At 62.6% G+C, this 18,014-nt stretch carries 15 protein-coding genes and 3 pseudogenes; 4 read left to right on the plus strand and 14 right to left on the minus strand.

The window, feature by feature from the left end; translation table 11 throughout:
- Positions 1-119: 119 nt before the first annotated feature.
- The 3 genes from JCM21793_RS11875 (at position 120) to JCM21793_RS11885 (ending at position 3,292) form a co-directional block, all read left to right on the plus strand.
- The gene (locus tag JCM21793_RS11875) at positions 120-1,169 is read left to right on the plus strand and encodes a TRAP transporter substrate-binding protein (RefSeq protein WP_025030511.1); all 1,050 of its coding nucleotides are present in this window, start codon (positions 120-122) and stop codon (positions 1,167-1,169) included.
- A gap of 273 nt (positions 1,170-1,442) precedes the next feature.
- Positions 1,443-1,973 carry a TRAP transporter small permease gene (locus tag JCM21793_RS11880; RefSeq protein ID WP_007009007.1) on the plus strand — a complete coding sequence of 177 codons (531 nt, stop codon included), beginning with the start codon at positions 1,443-1,445 and terminating at the stop codon, positions 1,971-1,973.
- Entirely contained in the window at positions 1,970-3,292 is a 1,323-nt protein-coding gene (locus JCM21793_RS11885; protein WP_025030512.1) for a TRAP transporter large permease, read from the plus strand. Before JCM21793_RS11880 ends, JCM21793_RS11885 begins: the two co-directional genes overlap by 4 nt.
- A gap of 207 nt (positions 3,293-3,499) precedes the next feature.
- Here JCM21793_RS11885 and JCM21793_RS11890 read toward each other — a convergent pair whose 3' ends face one another.
- The 14 genes and pseudogenes from JCM21793_RS11890 to ccoN all read right to left on the minus strand — a co-directional run bounded on the left by JCM21793_RS11890 (position 3,500) and on the right by ccoN (position 16,346).
- Positions 3,500-3,838, minus strand: coding sequence for a protein tyrosine phosphatase family protein (locus JCM21793_RS11890; RefSeq protein ID WP_025030513.1), 339 nt, complete (start codon positions 3,836-3,838; stop codon positions 3,500-3,502).
- A gap of 8 nt (positions 3,839-3,846) precedes the next feature.
- Positions 3,847-4,293, minus strand: a complete 447-nt coding sequence (locus tag JCM21793_RS11895) for a DUF6691 family protein (RefSeq protein ID WP_025030514.1) — start codon at positions 4,291-4,293, stop codon at positions 3,847-3,849.
- A gap of 3 nt (positions 4,294-4,296) precedes the next feature.
- A complete protein-coding gene (locus JCM21793_RS11900) occupies positions 4,297-4,719 on the minus strand; it encodes a YeeE/YedE family protein (RefSeq protein ID WP_025030515.1) in 423 nt (140 codons plus the stop codon).
- Positions 4,720-4,803: 84 nt separating this feature from the next.
- Entirely contained in the window at positions 4,804-6,876 is a 2,073-nt protein-coding gene (locus JCM21793_RS11905) for a 3-hydroxyacyl-CoA dehydrogenase NAD-binding domain-containing protein (RefSeq protein ID WP_025030516.1), read from the minus strand.
- Between the two features lie 40 nt (positions 6,877-6,916).
- Positions 6,917-7,714, minus strand: a complete 798-nt coding sequence (pcaD, locus tag JCM21793_RS11910) for a 3-oxoadipate enol-lactonase (protein WP_025030517.1) — start codon at positions 7,712-7,714, stop codon at positions 6,917-6,919.
- Positions 7,715-7,802: 88 nt separating this feature from the next.
- On the minus strand, positions 7,803-8,216 hold the full coding sequence (locus JCM21793_RS11915; protein ID WP_025030518.1) for an OsmC family protein: 414 nt from the start codon (positions 8,214-8,216) through the stop codon (positions 7,803-7,805).
- A 73-nt stretch (positions 8,217-8,289) separates the two neighbouring features.
- Entirely contained in the window at positions 8,290-8,457 is a 168-nt protein-coding gene (gene ccoS / locus JCM21793_RS11920; protein ID WP_025030519.1) for a cbb3-type cytochrome oxidase assembly protein CcoS, read from the minus strand.
- A pseudogene (locus JCM21793_RS25540) lies at positions 8,454-10,707 on the minus strand (cation-translocating P-type ATPase). Before JCM21793_RS25540 ends, ccoS begins: the two are co-directional and overlap by 4 nt.
- Positions 10,704-11,240, minus strand: coding sequence for a FixH family protein (locus JCM21793_RS29465; RefSeq protein WP_306306749.1), 537 nt, complete (start codon positions 11,238-11,240; stop codon positions 10,704-10,706). The pseudogene JCM21793_RS25540 and the gene JCM21793_RS29465 overlap by 4 nt, the downstream one beginning before the upstream one ends.
- A pseudogene (ccoG, locus tag JCM21793_RS11935) lies at positions 11,206-12,789 on the minus strand (cytochrome c oxidase accessory protein CcoG); the annotation flags it as partial. The gene JCM21793_RS29465 and the pseudogene ccoG, both read right to left, overlap by 35 nt.
- Positions 12,790-12,931: 142 nt before the next feature.
- Positions 12,932-13,798 (minus strand): cytochrome-c oxidase, cbb3-type subunit III, encoded by an 867-nt coding sequence (gene ccoP / locus JCM21793_RS11940; RefSeq protein WP_025030522.1) that lies wholly within the window; start codon positions 13,796-13,798, stop codon positions 12,932-12,934.
- A 1-nt stretch (position 13,799) separates the two neighbouring features.
- Positions 13,800-13,952, minus strand: a complete 153-nt coding sequence (locus JCM21793_RS11945) for a CcoQ/FixQ family Cbb3-type cytochrome c oxidase assembly chaperone (protein ID WP_007009020.1) — start codon at positions 13,950-13,952, stop codon at positions 13,800-13,802.
- A gap of 12 nt (positions 13,953-13,964) precedes the next feature.
- Complete coding sequence (ccoO, locus tag JCM21793_RS11950; protein WP_025030523.1) at positions 13,965-14,696, minus strand: cytochrome-c oxidase, cbb3-type subunit II; 732 nt, start codon at positions 14,694-14,696, stop codon at positions 13,965-13,967.
- A gap of 12 nt (positions 14,697-14,708) precedes the next feature.
- Positions 14,709-16,346 (minus strand): cytochrome-c oxidase, cbb3-type subunit I, encoded by a 1,638-nt coding sequence (gene ccoN, locus JCM21793_RS11955; protein ID WP_025030524.1) that lies wholly within the window; start codon positions 16,344-16,346, stop codon positions 14,709-14,711.
- A gap of 178 nt (positions 16,347-16,524) precedes the next feature.
- Here ccoN and hemN point away from each other — a divergent pair.
- Positions 16,525-17,899, plus strand: a pseudogene (hemN, locus tag JCM21793_RS25545) (oxygen-independent coproporphyrinogen III oxidase).
- Positions 17,900-18,014: the final 115 nt, after the last annotated feature.

Below are 18,014 nucleotides of genomic sequence, written 5' to 3' on the forward strand. Positions count from 1 at the left end.
CCAGTGGATACTCGGCTCTCAGGCGATCGTGCGGAGATGGGAGAAGCTTCAAACGGTATCGCCGGCGAATATAGAGCGTCGTTTCCGACGCTTCGGGGCATGCAATCGGGAGGAGAAGCATGAAACCATTTTCCGTCAGAAAACTGGCCCTGGCGGCTGCCGTCGCGGCAACCGGGCTCATCGGGGCCACGGCCTCGTCATGGGCGCAGGAGGTAACGCTCAGGCTGCACCAGTTCCTGCCGCCGCAGGCCAATGTGCCAAAGCTGGTTCTGGACCCCTGGGCGGACAAGGTGGAACAGGAATCGGGTGGGCGCATCAAGATCGAGCGCTACCCCGCCATGCAGCTCGGCGGCACACCGCCGCAGCTCTGCGATCAGGCGCGTGACGGCATCGTTGACATCGTCTGGACCCTGCCGGGCTCCAATCCGGGCCGCTTCCCCTCGACGGAAGTGTTCGAACTCCCCTTCATGATGACCAATGCCGAGGCGACCTCGCGGGCCTACTGGGATCTGTTCGAAAAGCACATGAAGGATACGGAGTTCAAGGACACGCATGTGCTGGGTGTCTGGGTTCACGGCCCCGGCATGCTCCACTCCAAGGAGCCGATCGAGAAGCTCGACGATCTGAAGGGCATGAAGATCCGTGCACCCACGCGCATCATCAACTCGCTGCTCGGCCAGCTTGGCGCGACGCCGGTGGGCATGCCGGTGCCGCAGATCACAGAAGCGCTCTCCAAGGGCGTGATCGATGGCTGCGTGATCCCGTGGGAAGTCACGCCAGCGCTGAAAGTGCCGGAGCTCGTGTCGAACCATACGGAGTTTGGTGGCGATCACGCGCTCTACACGACGACCTTCGTGCTGGCGATGAACAAGGCGAAGTATGACAGCCTGCCGGATGACCTGAAAAAGGTGCTCGACGACAATTCCGGCCAGGAATTCGCTGCCTTTGCCGGCAGCACGCAGGCCGGCGCGGATGTTCCGAGCCGGAAGATCGCGGTCGATCGCGGCAACAACATCATCGAGATCAGCGCTGAAGACACGGAAACCTGGAAAGAGGCGGCGGCCCCCGTCTACGAACAGTGGGTGACCGAAATGAAGGACAAGGGGATCGACGGCCAGATGCTGATCGACGAGGCCCGTGCCCTGATCGACAAATACACCAGTCAGTGAGGCTGACACGGCCATGACAGACGGGGCGGGCTGCGAAGCCTGCCCCGTTTTTTGGGACACGGTTGAGCATTTTGCAGTCGGGTGGAAACACCTCCCGTCCGCACAAATGCGGGGAGACCAACCGAAAGAGCGGAGAAACGTTTCCGTGAAACGGTCAACCGCTTTATCGTGTCGAGACCCAAGCTTGCGAAGGCGACAACCGCTGGCTAACGTTTCCGGACCCAGCGCAAGAATGAGAAAACCAAGCAGGAACGCCATGGGACGGGACGGGGCATGAGACTATCGAGCATTGTTGTCTGGCTGGCTAGGGTGATGGCCATTCTGGGCGGCATCGTTCTGGCGGCGGTCATCGTCATGACCGTGGCCAGCATCACCGGTCGCGCGCTGGTGCGCTTTGGCCTTGGTCCCGTGCCAGGTGACTTCGAGCTCGTTCAGGCCGGTGTCGGCTTTGCGGTTTTCGCGTTTCTGCCCTGGTGTCAACTCAATCGCGGGCACGCCACGGTGGACATATTCACCACCTTTCTGCCGAACAGCGTGAACCACATGATCGACCTGGTGACCGAGATCATCATGACGCTGGTTCTCGTGCTGATCGCCCGTCAGCTCTATTACGGCATGCTCGACAAGCTGAGCTATAACGAGACCACCTTCATCCTGCAGTTTCCGCTCTGGTGGCCCTATGCGGCCTGCCTCGTGGCAGCGGTGATTGCGGTGATCGTGTCATTTTACATGATCCTCGTGCGCTATCGCGAACTGAAGGTTGGCACACCGATGCCTGAGCCCGGACAGGGGAGCCTCCATTGACCAATCTTGAAATCGGGCTCTGGTCCTTTCCGCTTCTCCTGCTTCTGATTTTCGTGCGTCTGCCCATCGGTCTCGCCATGCTCCTGTGCGGGCTTGGCGGAACATGGCTCGTGTTCGGCAATGTCACGCCTGTGCTGGCCAAGCTGAAAAACGAAACCTATTCGACCTTTTCCGGTTACTCGCTCTCCATCGTTCCGCTGTTTCTGCTGATGGGGCAGTTTGCAACGCTGGGCGGCATGTCGCGGGCGCTGTTCAAGGCGGCTGAAACCTGGATGGGGCACAAGCGCGGCGGTGTGGCCATGGCGGCTGTGGGTGCATGTGCGGGTTTCGGAGCGATCTGCGGATCATCCCTCGCAACGGCTGCAACCATGAGCCAGGTGGCACTGCCGGAACTGCGCCGCTATGGCTATTCGGGTGCACTTGCCACGGGAACGCTCGCGGCAGGTGGCACACTCGGCATTCTCATTCCGCCATCGGTTATCCTCGTCATCTATGCGATCCTGACCGAGCAGAACATCGCCAAGCTTTTCGTCGCCGCTTTTGTGCCGGGCGTCCTTGCGGCCATCGGCTACATGATTGCGATCTCGATCTATGTGCGGCTGTGGCCGGACTCGGCTGGAACACGCGAGCGTGCGCCTTATGCGGAACGGATGCGGGCGCTGCTCGATGTGTGGCCGGTTCTGGTGGTGTTTCTGGCGGTTGTCGGCGGCATTTATCTTGGCGTTTTCACACCGACCGAAGGTGCCGCCGTGGGTGCCGCCGGCACCGGGCTGATCGCGCTCGTGAATGGCGGGCTGACCCGCGAGACCTTCGTTGAATCGATCCTCGCCACGGCAACCGCCACGGCGATGATCTTCTTCATCGTGCTGGGGGCCGGCTTCTACAACTCGTTTCTGGCGCTGGCGCAGGTGCCGCAGCAGATGGCGGCGTTCGTGAGCGAGCAGGGCTACAGCCCGTGGATGGTGCTGACGCTGATCCTGCTGCTTTATCTCGTATTCGGTTGCGTGATGGACTCGCTGTCCATGATCCTGCTCACCATTCCGATCTTCTTCCCGATCGTGACGATCCTCGATTTCGGTCTGGGGGCGGAGGAGTTTGCCATCTGGTTCGGCATTCTCGTTCTGATCGTGGTGGAGGTGGGGCTGATCACGCCACCGGTGGGGATGAACCTCTTCGTGCTTAACTCAATGGCGAAGGACACGCCGATTTCGGCGACCTATCGTGGCGTGATGCCCTTCGTGATCAGCGACATTGTGCGCGTGGCGCTGCTGACGCTGTTTCCGGCAATCTCGCTGTTCCTGATGCGCTGGCTATACTGACGGCGCATCGGAGGGTGGGTTGCATCGATGGGGTGCGTGGTTCGCCCTTCGACATACTCAGGAAGCTCACCATGAGGGAGGGTGTAGGGCTGCAAGACATGTCGGGAACATCAGCGACCAACTTCCAGGCAATACACCACACATCCCTCATGGTGAGCTTGTCGTACCACGCACAGCGCTGTTGCCACGGCAAGAGCTTCGGGGCGGTTAGAGACCGCGCTCCTGAATGATGCCGTAGAGATTGGCCGAGCGGGTGCCGCTGCGGCAATAGGCAAAGACCGGGCCCGGCAGTTCCTTGAGGGCGGCGGCCATATCGGTCACGTCTTCGAGCGTCATGGCCCCGGAGACAACCGGCACGTGGCGGAAGGACAGGCCTGCGTCTTCAGCTGCCTTTGCGATCAGCTCGGCGGCGGGTTGACCGGAGTCTTCGCCATCGGGCCGGTTACAGACGATGCTCTTGTAACCAGCCTGCTTGATGGCGGCGACGTCTTCGGGAGCGATCTGCGGGGATACTGCGTAGTCGTCCGAAATTCTCTTGATATCCATGGTGTTCCTCACTGAGTCACGCGTTTTTCGGCGGCAGAGAAGCGCCGTTTGAGGGATTTGGCAACAAGAATGCCGGCGATGAGCGAGGCGAGGAACACAATCGTGTCCGAATAGCCGAGCCCGAGGGCCGGGATCGCCGCACCCGGACAGAAGCCGGCAATGCCCCAGCCAATGCCGAAAACGGCAGCGCCGCCGATCAGTTGCGGGTCGAGATCGCTTCGCGTCGGGAGCTGGAAGCGCTCGGCGAAAAACGGCTTCTCGCGCGTGCCGAACAGGAGACGGTAGCCGAGGGCAGCGACCGCAAGCCCGCCGCCCATGACGAAGGCGAGGCTTGGATCCCAGGTGCCCGCGAGATCGAAGAAATTCAGTACCTTTGCGGGATTGATCATGCCCGATAGCGCGATGCCGGCACCGAACAGAAGGCCGGCGATGAGGGCTGCGACAAGCTGTTTCATCAATCAGCCTCCGATCACGTGACGAATGATGAACACTGTGATGAGGGCGGTGGCCATGAAGGTGATGACGGCAACGATGGATCGGATGGAACCACGCGAAATGCCGCAGACACCGTGCCCGCTCGGACAGCCATTGCCGAAAGTGACACCAATGCCGACAAGAACACCGCCAATGACGAGCGCGGCGGTGGAGACGGGCACCTGGAAGGGGATTGCCGTACCGCTCAGCATCAGAAACAGGGGCGCGGCGATGGCGCCGATGATGAAAGCGGCGCGCCAGTGCCAGGCGCTTTCCTGAGGGGGTAGGAGGCCTGACAGAATGCCCGTCATGCCGGCAAGCCGCCCGTTGAAGGCCATGAGCACCACTGCAGCAAGCCCGATCAGCGCGCCGCCGGCGAGTGAGGCTATCGGTGTAAACTCGGTCATTTCTGCAACCCCATATTCAGATCAAAGGCGATCTGAATATGGGGTCACGCCTGCCTCAATGCCAAGGGGAGGACGGCGAGTTGTCTAAACAAGATCGCCAAACCCGCCGCCTGTCAGCGCGAGCTGGCGCAGGATGGGAGCCGGCTCGAAAACGGGATTGCCGGTCTCCCCTTGCCAGTGCTCCAGCCGCTCGACGATTGTCTTGATGCCGAAGCGCTCGGCCCAGAACATCGGCCCGCCCTTGGCAACCGGGAAGCCATAACCATTGACCCACACGACGTCGATGTCGGAGGCGCGGGCGGCGATGCGCTCTTCGAGGATCTTCGCGCCCTCGTTGATCATCGGGTAGAGCGTGCGTTCGGTGATCTCGTCCGCACTGATGTCACGGCGTTCCACGCCAAGCTCGGCTGCCTTCTTCTCGATAAGCTCCTGAACGAAGGGATCGGGCTTTGGTGTGCGGGAGCCTTCTTCATAGAGATAAAAGCCGCGGCCGGTCTTCTGGCCGAAATGGCCTGCCTCGCACAGCGTGTCGGCAATGGGCGCGGTGAGACCCTGCGACTGGCGGTGCTTCCAACTGATGTCGAGACCGGCGAGGTCGACCATCTGGAACGGGCCCATGGGCCAGCCGAATTCGGTGAACACACGGTCCACCTGTTCGGGTGTTGCGCCGGAAAGCAGCAGGTCTTCGTTCTGCTCGCGCCGGGCGGCGAGCATGCGGTTGCCGACGAACCCGTTGCACACGCCGACGACGACCGGAACCTTGCCGATCTTGCGGGCGAGCGCCAGCGCTGTCTTGATGACATCTGGGGCTGTCTCTTCGCCGCGCACGATCTCCAGAAGTTTCATCACATGGGCGGGCGAGAAAAAGTGGAGGCCGACCACATCCTGCGGACGCTTCGTGGTGGCGGCGATCTCGTTCACATCGAGATAGGAAGTGTTGGAGGCAAGGATGGCGCCGGGCTTCAGCACGCCGTCGAGCGCAGTGAAGACCTGACGCTTCACGCCCATGTCCTCGAAAACGGCTTCGATGACGATGTCGCAGTCGGAAAGGTCGGCATAATGGGTGGTGCCGGAGATGCGCCCCGTGCGGGCCTCTTTTTCCTCAGCCGTGATGGAGCCGCGCTTTACCGATCCCGAATAGGTCTTGTCGATGTGGGCGAGACCGCGCGCGATGGCGTCCTCGTTCATCTCCAGAATGGTGACGGGAATGCCGCCATTGGCAAGCGCCATCGCTATGCCCGCACCCATGGTGCCCGCGCCGATGACGCCGGCACGCGCGATCTTTCGCGCCTCGGTTTCGCGCGGAATGCCGGGCACGCGGGTTGCCTCGCGGGTGGCAAAGAAGAGATGGCGCTGGGCGGCGGATTCTTCGCTGTCGCGGCGCTCCAGAAAGAGCTCGCGCTCGCGCTCGAGTGCCGCATCGAATTCCATGGTGATGGCATTGCGGACGGCTTCTGCCGCCGTGTGCGGCGCGGTGAGACCGCGCGCTTTTTTCGTCGCTGCCGTCACGGCCTCATCGAAGGCGGCGAGGTCGATGGCGAGTTTTTCGCTGCGGGCGCGGATATGGATGTGCGGCTTCCGGGATGTCGCCATGTCGCGGGCGAAGGCCACAGCCTCGGCCAGAAGATCGCTCTCGGCCACGCGGTCGACCGCTCCGAGCCGTACGGCTTCGTCCATGCCGATGGGCTTGCCGGAGACGATCATCTTCAGCGCGGCTTCCGGCCCGACGAGGCGGGGCAGGCGCACCGTGCCACCGGCGCCGGGAATGAGGCCGAGATTCACCTCGGGCAGGCCGATCATCGCGGACCTGTCTGCAATACGGTAGTGGCAGCCGAGTGCCAGCTCCAGCCCACCGCCAAGCGCTGTGCCGTGGATCGCGGCAACGGTGGGTTTGTCGATGCTTTCCAGCTTTTCGATCAGGTCGGGGAGGCTTGGCTCCTTCGGCGGTTTGCCGAACTCGGAAATGTCGGCACCGGCAATAAAGGTGCGACCCGCGCAGGCGATGACGATGGCCTGAACCGCATCGTCTGCATTCATCTCGCCAAGCGCCTCGAAGAGCGGTGCGCGCAGCGCGTGGCCGAGCGCGTTGACCGGCGGATTGTCCAGAGTGAGGACGGCAATGCCATTGTCGCGGGTGATCTTTACGGTGTCGCTCATTCGGGGTCCTCTTGTCATCCAAAGTGCCGGCAGCGCCGGTTCAGGCGGCGGGCGTGGTCTCGCGCAGAAAATTTGCAATCAGGGCGGCAGTCGCCTCGGGCTGTTCGATACAGGGCAGGTGGCCGGCGTCTGCTATGATTTCGAAGCGGGCACCTTCGATCAGGTCCGACAGTTCCCGCACGAGGTCTGGCGGGGTGGAACCGTCCTGATCGCCGACGATGCATAGCGTGGGTAGTTTCAGGGCGCGGGTGGATTCGGTTAGATCGGCGTCACGCAGGGCTGAGCACGTGCCTGCATAGCCATCGACCGTGGTGCGGGTGAGCATGGCCGTGTAACCGGTGAAAGGGGCATTCGCCGGTGCTCGGAAAGAGGGTGTGAACCAGCGCTCGAGAATGCCACCGGCGATGGCCGCGATGCCTTTCGAATTCACGGCTTCGATCCGGCTGTTCCACAGATCGTCGTGGCCTATTCTATGGCCTGTGTCGCAGAGCACGAGACGGGAGACGAGATGCGGCCAGCGTGCGGCAAGCCCCTGCGCGATCATGCCGCCGACGGAGAGGCCGACAATAGTCGCGCCGGTGATGTCGAGATGGTCGAGCAGGGCTGCGAGATCGTCGACGTGATCGGTCAGCGCATAGGGCTGGGGCGTGGCTTCGGAGAGACCATGGCCACGCTTGTCGTAAAGGACGATGCGGTAATCGGCTTCGAGCCGCGCGACGACGGCATCCCAGATGCGGAAATCGGTTCCAAGTGAGTTGGAGAAGACGAGAACGGGTTTGCCGACCGTTCCGCGTATTTCGTGATGAATGACGACGCCGTTCACACGCGTGAAGTTCATGCACCTGCCTCCCATGGTTTGCCGCAAGGCGGCTTCTGTATGGGAGAAGGGGAGGGCGTCGTCAATCGACCCGGCAACGGAAAAGCAATCAGCCGGCCATCTTCATATTGACCGCGCCATTGAGCGAATTGGAGACCGTGCAGCGTGCCTTGGCGCGCTTGATGAGCTCGGCGCACTCTTCCTCGCCGGGCATGGTGTCGAGCGAGACGGTGGCGTCATAGCTGCCGATGCGGTCGGGCAGATCCTCGGCCTTCTTGCCGGAAACCTCGACAGAGACCTGCCCGACATCGATCTTCATCTCCTGCGCGGCGTGATGGAAGGAGAGGGCAAGGCAGGCACCGAGCGCGGAGATCATGAAGTCGACGGGCGTGCCAGCCTCTTCCGTGGAGGGCGAGGTGATGGCGATATTCTGTTTGGGCGCGGTGTCGACATGGATCACCTTGCCGGGGCCGATGGCGGTGGTGAAGGGGCCATAGGTTTTTGCTTTGATGCGGATCGCCATGAGAAACTCCAGAAAGGCAATTCAGACCGCTCACATGTAGTGGTGTGGCGTGACCGCGTCCAGCGGCAGTGCTTCAGGGGCTGTCTTCTCGCTGACGTGATGGCTCGTCTTCGAAGAGGATGCGCTCGGCGGCACCATCGAGATCGTCATACTGGCCGCTCTTGAGCGACCAGAGGAAGGCGGCGAGGCCGGCGGCTCCCAGAAAAAGCGCTATCGGGATCAGTACCACGAGATTGGTCATTGTGTTGCCTCGACCAGGGATTGCCCGGTCATGCCGTGACGACTGCCAGCGCGCAGGCGCAGCGCGTTGCCGATGACGATCAGCGAGGAGAGCGACATGGCGATGGCCGCCACCAGCGGCGTGACATGGCCGAGAACGGCGATCGGCACGGCCAGAACATTGTAGGCAATGGCGAGGCCGAAGTTCTGGCGGATCAGACGACCGGCGCGGCGCGACACGTCACGGGCAAGCGGCACGGCCAGCATGGTCTCGCGCAGGAAAACGAAATCGGCGGCATTGCGGCCAATGTCTGCCGCCGTGGCAGGTGCCATGGAGACATGCGCGGCGGCGAGGGCGGGGGCGTCGTTCAGCCCGTCGCCGACCATCAGGACCCTGCGGCCTGTGGAGGCGAGCGCACGCATGCGCTCAAGCTTGTCGCCGGGAAGGACACTTGCCTGAAAGTTCTCCACGCCCAGCCTTGCTGCGATATCCTTCACCTGATCGGCGCTATCGCCGGAGATGATTTCCACGCGACGCCGTTTTCTTTCAGGTGAGAAATTGCCTCTTTCGCCCCGGGGCGAAGCCGGTCTTCGAACCGGAACGTGGCGCATTCCTCGCCATCGCGGGAAAGGACTGTGCCGCCTGCCTGGTTCTCATGCGCATTCGGGCTGCCGAGCGACCAGCCCGCGCGGCCAAGCCGCCAGATGGTCGCGCCCGCGCGGGCTTCGATGCCGAGGCCCGGCATTTCCTCAACACTGTCGAACGTATCCGTCGCCCGCAGCGAACCGGCAGCGCGCAGGATGGCGCGCGAGAAGGGGTGACGGGAATGTGCGGCAAGGGCGGCGGCGGTTGACAATGCATCCGGCGTTATCTCGTCCGCATTGCGCAGCTCGGGGATGCCGAGCGTCAGCGTCCCGGTCTTGTCGAAGACGGCAGTGTCGATCTCGGCGAGGCGTTCCATCGCCGCGCCATCCTTGACCATGACGCCGTTCTCGAAGAGCCGCCGCGCGGCAACCACCTGAACGATGGGCACGGCAAGGCCGAGCGCGCAGGGGCAGGTGATGATGAGCACGGCAATGGCGATGGTGATGGCGCGGTGCCAGTCACCACTTGCCGCCATCCAGCCCAGAAAGGTGAGGAAGGCGGTGGCGTGAACGACGGGCGAATAAAGTGCGGAGGCACGGTCCGCCAGGCGGCGATAGCGCGCGCGCCCGCCTTCTGCCGCCTCCATCAGGCGCATCATCTCGGCGAGGAAGGAGGTGTCGGCGGTGGCGGTTGCCTCAACGATGAGCGGCTGGGTGAGATTGAGCATGCCGGCGCGTAGATCGCTGCCGGGTTTCACCGGCTGCGGTGCGCTTTCGCCGGTGGCCATGGAGCAGTCGAGTTCGGACACACCGCTCATGACGATGCCGTCAACGGGAACGCGTTCACCGGCGGCGACGACCAGTTTCATGCCGGTGGTGACTTCCGGCAAGGGGAGATAATCGCGTCCGCCGTCCTCGGCAATCACCAGCGCGCCACGCGGCGCCAGGCGGGCGAGCCCCTTGACGGCGGTGCGCGCGCGCTCGCGCATCACGTGATCGAGCGTACGGCCGATCAGCAGGAAGAAGAGAAGCGAGACGGAGGCATCGAAATAGGCGTGCTGGCCGCTGTTGATGGTCTCGTAGAGGCTGAGCCCGTAGGCCAGCGAGATGCCAAGCGCGATGGGCACATCCATGTTCATGCGTCCGTGGCGGAGCGCATTGAGGGCCGAGCGGTAGAAAATGCCACCGGCAAACACCAGCGCGGGCAGGGCGATCAGCGCTGAAAGCCAGTGAAAGAGATCGCGCGTCGCCTGTTCCGCACCCGACCAGACAGACACGGAAAGAAGCATGATGTTGCCGGCGGCAAAGCCGGAGATCGCCACGGCGCGGATGAGCTGGGAGAGAACGGGATCCCTGCCGGTCTCGACACTGTCGAAAAGGTGGGCGGCGTAGCGAGCCTGTTCAGCGTGTCGATGATGGGCGGCAGCGCCCCCTCGCGCCATTTCACGCTGACGCGCTTGGTGGAGAGATTGACGCGCGCACCTGCCACGCCGTCGAGCCTGCAGAGGGCGGATTCGATTGTCTGAATGCAGGCGCCGCAATGAACGCCGGGAACCGAAAGATCGGTCTGTTTCAGCCCGTCTCCGACAGAGCGGCTTGCGAGTACGAGTTCTTCGGCGCGCGGACCGGCTTCACGGGCCTGTTCGGCTTCCAGCGCCATTTCGGTGCCGGGGGCGCAGCAGCTCATCTGAGTTCTCCGCCGGCAATGGTGATGCGCCGCACATCGCGATAGGGATGGGCGAGGCCCGCTTCTGCAGCGATGTTGATGACCCAGGTGCCGTCGCCGGGGCCGTGATCCACGCCGAAGCCGCCATCGGGAAGACGTTGCATTTTAAGGGAAACGTCTTCGTCGGCGGTGACAGGACGGTGCATCACCATTGTGACGCTCTCGAGCGGGACCGGGTCGCCGCTCGCATCGAGAAGGCGGTAGGTGATTGCATCTCCGTCGACGGAAAGCTCACCCTTCCAGCCGAGCGCTGCCTGCTGGCGGCCTTCTTCCGCGCGCTCGTTGAAGGTCTGGCTCGCCACATAGGTGTTTTTGACGATCAGGCCGGTCCAGCTCGACTGCGCGTAAAAGGCCATTGTCAGATTGACCGTGATGATGACCCCGAAAAAGGCGATCATGATGGCGAGCATGTGCCAGCCGGTGAATTCCTTCTGCTTCTGCACTTTGCCGCTCATCGTGAACCTCCGGGATGTTGAAGCTTGCCCTGTAGACATCGCTTTCGAAACTTGCCTTGTCTTCGACGACGAAGCGGAATGAGGTGTCTGCCTCGCTCAGGCGGTCTGCCGGCAGGGTGACGAAGATGCGCACCTCGCGCAGACGATCCGGATCGACAGGCACGGCTGCAGAACGGTCGTCCGGCTGGTCGAGCCCGACCACATTCATGGTTGCGCCGGTGAGGCCTTCGAGCGACACGAGGATGACGCGTGGTTCCGGGATCATGTTCAGGAGCTTGACTGTGTAGCCATTGCGCACCGAACCATCCGACAGAAGCACATATTGCGGATTGCGGTCGTGGAGCACGTTGACCTCCAGCCGGTCGCGCGTCAGCAGGGCATAGAGCATGACGAGGCCAACGAGCGACCACGCACCGAAATAGAGGAAGGTGCGCAGGCGAAAGATCTTGCGCCAGTGGAAATGCGCGACCTTCTCGGAGAGCCCGCCGCCTTCCCGGCGCACGCGGTCGGGATTGATGGTTTCCGTGCCACCGGCTGTCGCCAGCGCCATATTGGCGTTGTAGTCGGAAAGCGTGGCATAGGAGATGAGACCGCGTTCGCGCCCGAGCTTGTCCATCACGCCGTCGCACGCATCGATGCACAGCGCGCAGGTGATACATTCGAGTTGCTGGCCGTCGCGGATGTCGATGCCCATTGGGCAGACGGCCACGCACGCATTGCAATCGACGCAGTCGCCAACCACCTTGCCGGCCGCCGCTGCCTTCTTGGCATGGCGCGAACGCGGTTCGCCACGCCAGTCATTGTAGGTGACGGTGAGTGAATTCTCATCGAGCATCGCCGCCTGAATGCGCGGCCACGGGCACATATAGGTGCAGACCTGCTCGCGCATGAGGCCGCCGAACACATAGGTCGTGGCGGTGAGAACGGCGATGGTCATGTAGGCGACGGGCGCAGCCTGACCGGTTGCGATATCGACCAGAAGCGATGGCGCGTCGGCGAAGTAGAAGACCCAGGCGCCGCCGGTTGCCACGGCGATAAGCACCCAGATCAGGTGTTTTGCGGTTCGTTTGGCGAGCTTGCTGGCGGTGAATGGTGCGGCATCGAGCCTGATGCGGGCATTGCGGTCGCCCTCAATGGCGCGTTCCACCACGAGGAAGAGGTCGACCCAGACGGTCTGCGGGCAGGTATAGCCGCACCACGCCCGACCGACCGTGGATGTGATGAGAAAGAGGCCGATGCCGGCCATGACAAGCAGGCCGGCAATGTAGAAAAATTCCTGCGGCCAGATCTCGATGAAGAAGAAATAGAACCGCCGGTTGGCGAGATCGATCAGTACCGCCTGATCGGGCGCATAGGGGCCGCGATCCCAGCGCAGCCATGGGGTGAGATAGTAGATGCCGAGCGTGGCGAACATGATGAGCCATTTGAAGCGGCGGAACTGCCCGGAAGCGCGTTTCGGGAAGATTTTCTTGCGCGGAGCGTAGAGCGGCTGGCGTTTGCCGGCAGTGTTTACCGCTTCGGCGTCGATACGCTCCACGGCCTCTCGGGAAGCGGTGCTGCTGGCTGCGTTCTCGGTGGCAAGTGTCATTTCGGCGGCTCGCAAACTGCTCTTTGAGCCTATCGTCTAGCGGCCGGAAACATCTCGGGCATTGATCCCGATCAAAGCGGGAGGCTGGGAGGCCGAACCCCGGCCTGTTTGGCCGGGATTCGCTGTGCGTTGTGGGTAGGGGCTACTCGCCACCGCCGAGCGAGTGAACGTAGACAGAAAGCTGCTTGACGGTCGGGTCTCCAAGCCGCTCCTGCCAGGCCGGCATCACGCCGTGCTTAGGCTGGCGCACCTGTGCCGCGATCTGGGCTTCGCTGGAACCGTAGAGCCAGATCGCATCGGCAAGGTTTGGTGCGCCGAAGGTGACGTCGCCCTCACCGGCATCGCCATGGCAGGAGGCGCAATTGTCGGCGTAGACCTGCGCACCGGCTTCCGCCAGAGCCGGATCGGACGGCGTTGCGGTGAAGGAGACCACATGGGCCGCCACCTGACGGATCTCGTCACGGCTCAGAATGTCGCCGAAGGCCGGCATCTCGCCAAAGCGCGTATCGTCGTCGCCGTCAAACCTGACACCGTGCGCGATCGTCTGGTGGATCGCCTCGATGTCGCCGCCCCACAGCCAGTCGTCGTCGTTGAGGTTGGGATAACCGGCAGAGCCCTGCGCACCGGACCCATGGCACTGCGAGCAGTTGACCTTGAAAGCGGCGTCGCCGGCTGCGGTGGCAAAACGGCGCAGCGTCTCGTCGGCGAGGATTTCATCCAGCGGCTTTTCGGCGATGGCTGCGCGCAAATCCGCCTGCTCAGCCGAGACGGCGTCCATGGTGGTGGTGAGCTCCTGACGGCTCGAATAACCCAGAACGCCCTTGGTGGCGTCGCTGATGAGCGGCCATGCCGGATAGGCGATCGTGTAGCCTATGGACCAGACGATCGTGGCGTAGAAGGTCCACACCCACCAGCGGGGCATGGGGTTGTCGAGTTCGCGAATGCCGTCCCACTCATGGCCGGTGGTCGAGACGCCCGAGACCTCGTCGATATGCTTGTTCTCACTCATCTCAATCGTCCTTCAGCGGGATGCGTGCGGCTTCATCGGCGCTCTTCCTGCTTCCGGGGCGGAAGGCAAAAAGAACCGTGCCGACGAAGAAGAGGGCCATGAAGAGAAGGCCCCAGCTATCGGCGAACTGGCGGAGCGCGGTATAGGCTTCCATGATCTTTCCTCCTCAGCGATAGCCGGCGGCTTCGTCATAGGTCGAGAAATCGACCAGCGTGCCGAGCATCTGCAGATAGGCGACGAGCGCATCCATTTCGGTGAGCGCATCGGGGTTGCCGTCGAAATCGCCGAGCACCGCCTTTGGGTAGCGTTCTTCGAGACCGGACGTGTCCGCGTTGGGGTCGGCCTGGGCGCGAATATCCGCATTGGCGTTGGCGATCATGTCTTCCGTATAGGGCACGCCGACACGCAGATTGGCGATCAGCTCGGTCGAGAAATCGTTAATCTCCAGCGGCGTGTCCTTGAGGAACGCGTAGCTGGGCATGATCGATTCCGGCACCACGGAGCGCGGCTCGATCAGGTGATCCACATGCCATTCGTTGGAGTATCTGGCCCCGACGCGGGCGAGATCCGGCCCCGTGCGCTTCGACCCCCACTGGAAGGGATGATCGTACATGGATTCCGCAGCGAGGCTGTAATTGCCATAGCGCTCCACCTCATCGCGGAAGGGACGGATCATCTGGCTGTGGCAGGTGTAGCAGCCCTCGCGGATGTAGATGTTGCGACCGGCCAGCTCCAGCGGTGAATAAGGGCGCATGCCCTCCACCTTCTCGATCGTGTTCTCCAGATAGAACAGAGGCACGATCTCGACGATGCCGCCGATTGTCACCACCAGGAACGACCCGACCAGAAGGAGCGTGGCGTTCTTTTCGATGATCTTGTGTTTGTCCAGCAATGCCATCGTCAGGGCTCCTTAACCGGCACTTTGAAGGGAAGGGGCGGGTTGGGCGACGGCGCCGCCAATCGGCGCTTCCTTGCGCTCATGGCCAAGGATGGTCATGGCCAGATTGTAGGCCATGACGAGGCCGCCAAGCAGGAAGAGCACACCGCCCAGCGCGCGCACCACATAGTAGGGGTGCATGGCGGCCACGGTTTCGGCGAACGAGTAGACCAGGAGCTGATCGTCGTATTCGCGCCACATCAGGCCCTGCTGGATGCCCGACACCCACATGACGGCCGCGTAGACGACGATGCCGAGGGTTGCGAGCCAGAAGTGCCAGGTGACGAGCCGCAGCGAATAAAGCCGCTCGCGGTTCCACAGTTTCGGCACGAGATAATAGAGCGCGCCGAAGGTGATCATGCCGACCCAGCCGAGTGCGCCCGAATGCACGTGGCCGATGGTCCAGTCCGTGTAGTGCGAGAGCGAGTTGACCGCCTTGATGGACATCAGCGGGCCTTCGAAGGTGGACATGCCGTAGAAGGCGACGGCCAGAACCATCATGCGTATGATCGGGTCGGTGCGCAGCTTGTCCCAGGCGCCCGAAAGCGTCATCAGACCGTTGATCATGCCGCCCCAGGAGGGCATCCACAGCATGATGGAGAACACCATGCCGAGCGTCTGTGCCCAGTCGGGTAGGGCGGTGTAGTGGAGATGGTGTGGGCCGGCCCAGATATAGAGGAAGATCAGCGCCCAGAAGTGGATGATCGACAGGCGGTAGGAATAGACGGGACGGTTCACCTGCTTGGGGATGAAGTAGTACATCATGCCCAGGAAGCCGGCGGTCAGGAAGAAGCCGACCGCATTATGGCCGTACCACCATTGCGTCAGCGCATCCTGCACGCCGGCGAAAAGCGAATAGCTCTTGGAACCGAAGGGCGAGACCGGAACCGCCAGGTTGTTCACCACATGCAGCATGGCGATGGTCACGATGAACGACAGGTAGAACCAGTTCGCCACATAGATGTGCGGCTCCTTGCGCCTGAAGATCGTGCCCAGGAAGACGATGAGATAAGCGACCCAGACGACGGTGAGGAACAGGTCCACATACCATTCGGGCTCTGCATATTCACGGCTCTGAGTGATGCCGAGCAGATAGCCGGTTGCCGCCATGACGATGAAGAGCTGATAGCCCCAGAACACGAACCAGGCGAGATTGCCGCCGAAGAGGCGGGCCCGGCAGGTGCGCTGCACCACATAGAAGGACGTGGCGATGAGCGCGTTGCCGCCGAAGGCGAAGACGACCGCGGATGTGTGCAGCGGGCGGGTCCGGCCGAAATTGAACCAGGGCTCGATGTTGAGGTCGGGGTAGGCGAGCTGCAGCGCGACCAGCACGCCAACGAGGAACCCGACAATGCCCCACAGCGTCGTGGCGATGACGCCATAACGCACCGGGCCATCCATATAGCCGTCAGTGTCGGGCCTTAACGGAATTGATGCTGCCCCCGCGGGCGCGAAGTGCGTGTTGCGCATCAATACGATCGCCGATCCAAGCAGGACAAAGAACAGGACCCACATATGGGCCTGAAAGGCTGAATCCTGCGCCAGACCCGCAGCGGCCAGTGCTGCAAACGCAGCCAGGCTGACCAGTACGATCTCGGTGCCAAATCTCATTGCTGTTTCCCCAGTTCAAAAAGCTTGCGGGAATCCGTTCCCCGATTCTCACGCGTCACACTTCGGGCAATGGGGGCGGTGGCGCCTTGATCTGCGTCAAAGCCTGCTCTGCCGTGGCGTGAAAAGACACGTTGCAAAGACACGTGGCAAAGACGGGGATGTTTGCGGAATGGTTGCGATGCAGCGCGCAGGAGAACAGGTCAGTGGAACTGGGCCCGCCGCCCGCTATGCGGCAGCGGTGCCGCGCTACACCAGTTATCCCACGGCACCGCATTTCCATACGGGCGTGACTGGCGAAACGTTTCGCGGCTGGCTGGCCGAGACGGGTCAAGGGGACGATCTCTCGCTCTATGTCCACATCCCGTTCTGCGACCGGCTGTGCTGGTTCTGCGCCTGCCACACAAAGATGACGCGCCGCTATGAGCCCGTGGCTGCCTTTCTCGATGCGCTTTTCTGCGAGATCCGCACGGTGGGTGGCATTCTGAAGGGGCGCGGGCGGGTCCGCGCGCTCCATTTCGGCGGCGGCTCGCCGACCATGCTGCGCGCAGACGACATTGTGCGGTTGGGCAGCGCGCTTAAAACGGCCTTCAATTTTGCCGACAATGCCGAAATCAGCGTGGAACTAGACCCCAACGACATGGACGAGGCGCGCTTCGACGCGCTCGCTGAAATCGGCATGACGCGCGCGAGCCTCGGTGTTCAGGACTTCGACCCGCAGGTCCAGAAGGCGATCAACCGCGAACAGACGTTTGAACAGACCAAGGCGGTGGTGGATGGCGTGCGGGCGCGGGGTGTGCGGTCGGTCAATCTCGACCTGCTCTACGGCCTGCCGCACCAGACATGCGAGAGCGTCGCCGACACGATCCGACAGGCGCTGACGCTTTCGCCGGACCGGATCGCAATTTTCGGCTATGCGCATGTGCGTGGTTCAAGAAGCACCAGACCATGATCGACGAGGCCTGGCTGCCTGGGCCTGAGGAGCGCTTCGAGCAGCAGCAGGAGACGGCGCGCATCATTCGGGAAGCGGGCTATGAGGCGATCGGGCTTGACCATTTTGCAAAGCCGGATGACCCGCTCGCCACGGCCGCGCGGCAAGGGCGCTCAACCGGAATTTTCAGGGCTATACCGAGGATGCCTGCCGCAGGCTGATTGGCCTTGGCCCTTCATCTGTATCGCGCCTGCCACAGGGCTATGCCCAGAACACTCCGGCCAGCGCGCAGTATGAAAGGACTGTCGAGAGCGGCGATCTTGCAACGGTTCGCGGGTTCGCACTGAGCGCGGAAGATCACGCCCGCGCCTGGGTGATCGAGCGGCTGATGTGCGATTTCGCGTTTTCGGGCGATGAAGCCGTGCGCCGGTTTGGCGAATGCGGCCGCAGGATCGTTGCCGAGGCGCGCGCCCGATTGCAGGAACCGGGCAGTGCCGCAGGCCTGGTCGAGGAGGCGGGTGTTTTCACCGTTCGCGATGACGCGCGGCCACTTGTGCGTTCCACGGCAGCCCTGTTCGACCAGTATCTGAAGCAGGGTGGAGCACGCCATTCCGCTGCGGTGTGATGTGTGTGGCTTCGCGCCTGATCACACTTTTTCGCGCTTACGCAGCGATATTTGAGCGAGCGCAAATCCTGACCCTAGATCGCCGTGCGTCCGTCCAGACGCACAAAGGACGATC

The organism is Nitratireductor aquibiodomus NL21 = JCM 21793 (assembly GCF_000615975.1).
GTDB classification, from domain to species: Bacteria; Pseudomonadota; Alphaproteobacteria; order Rhizobiales; family Rhizobiaceae; genus Nitratireductor; species Nitratireductor aquibiodomus.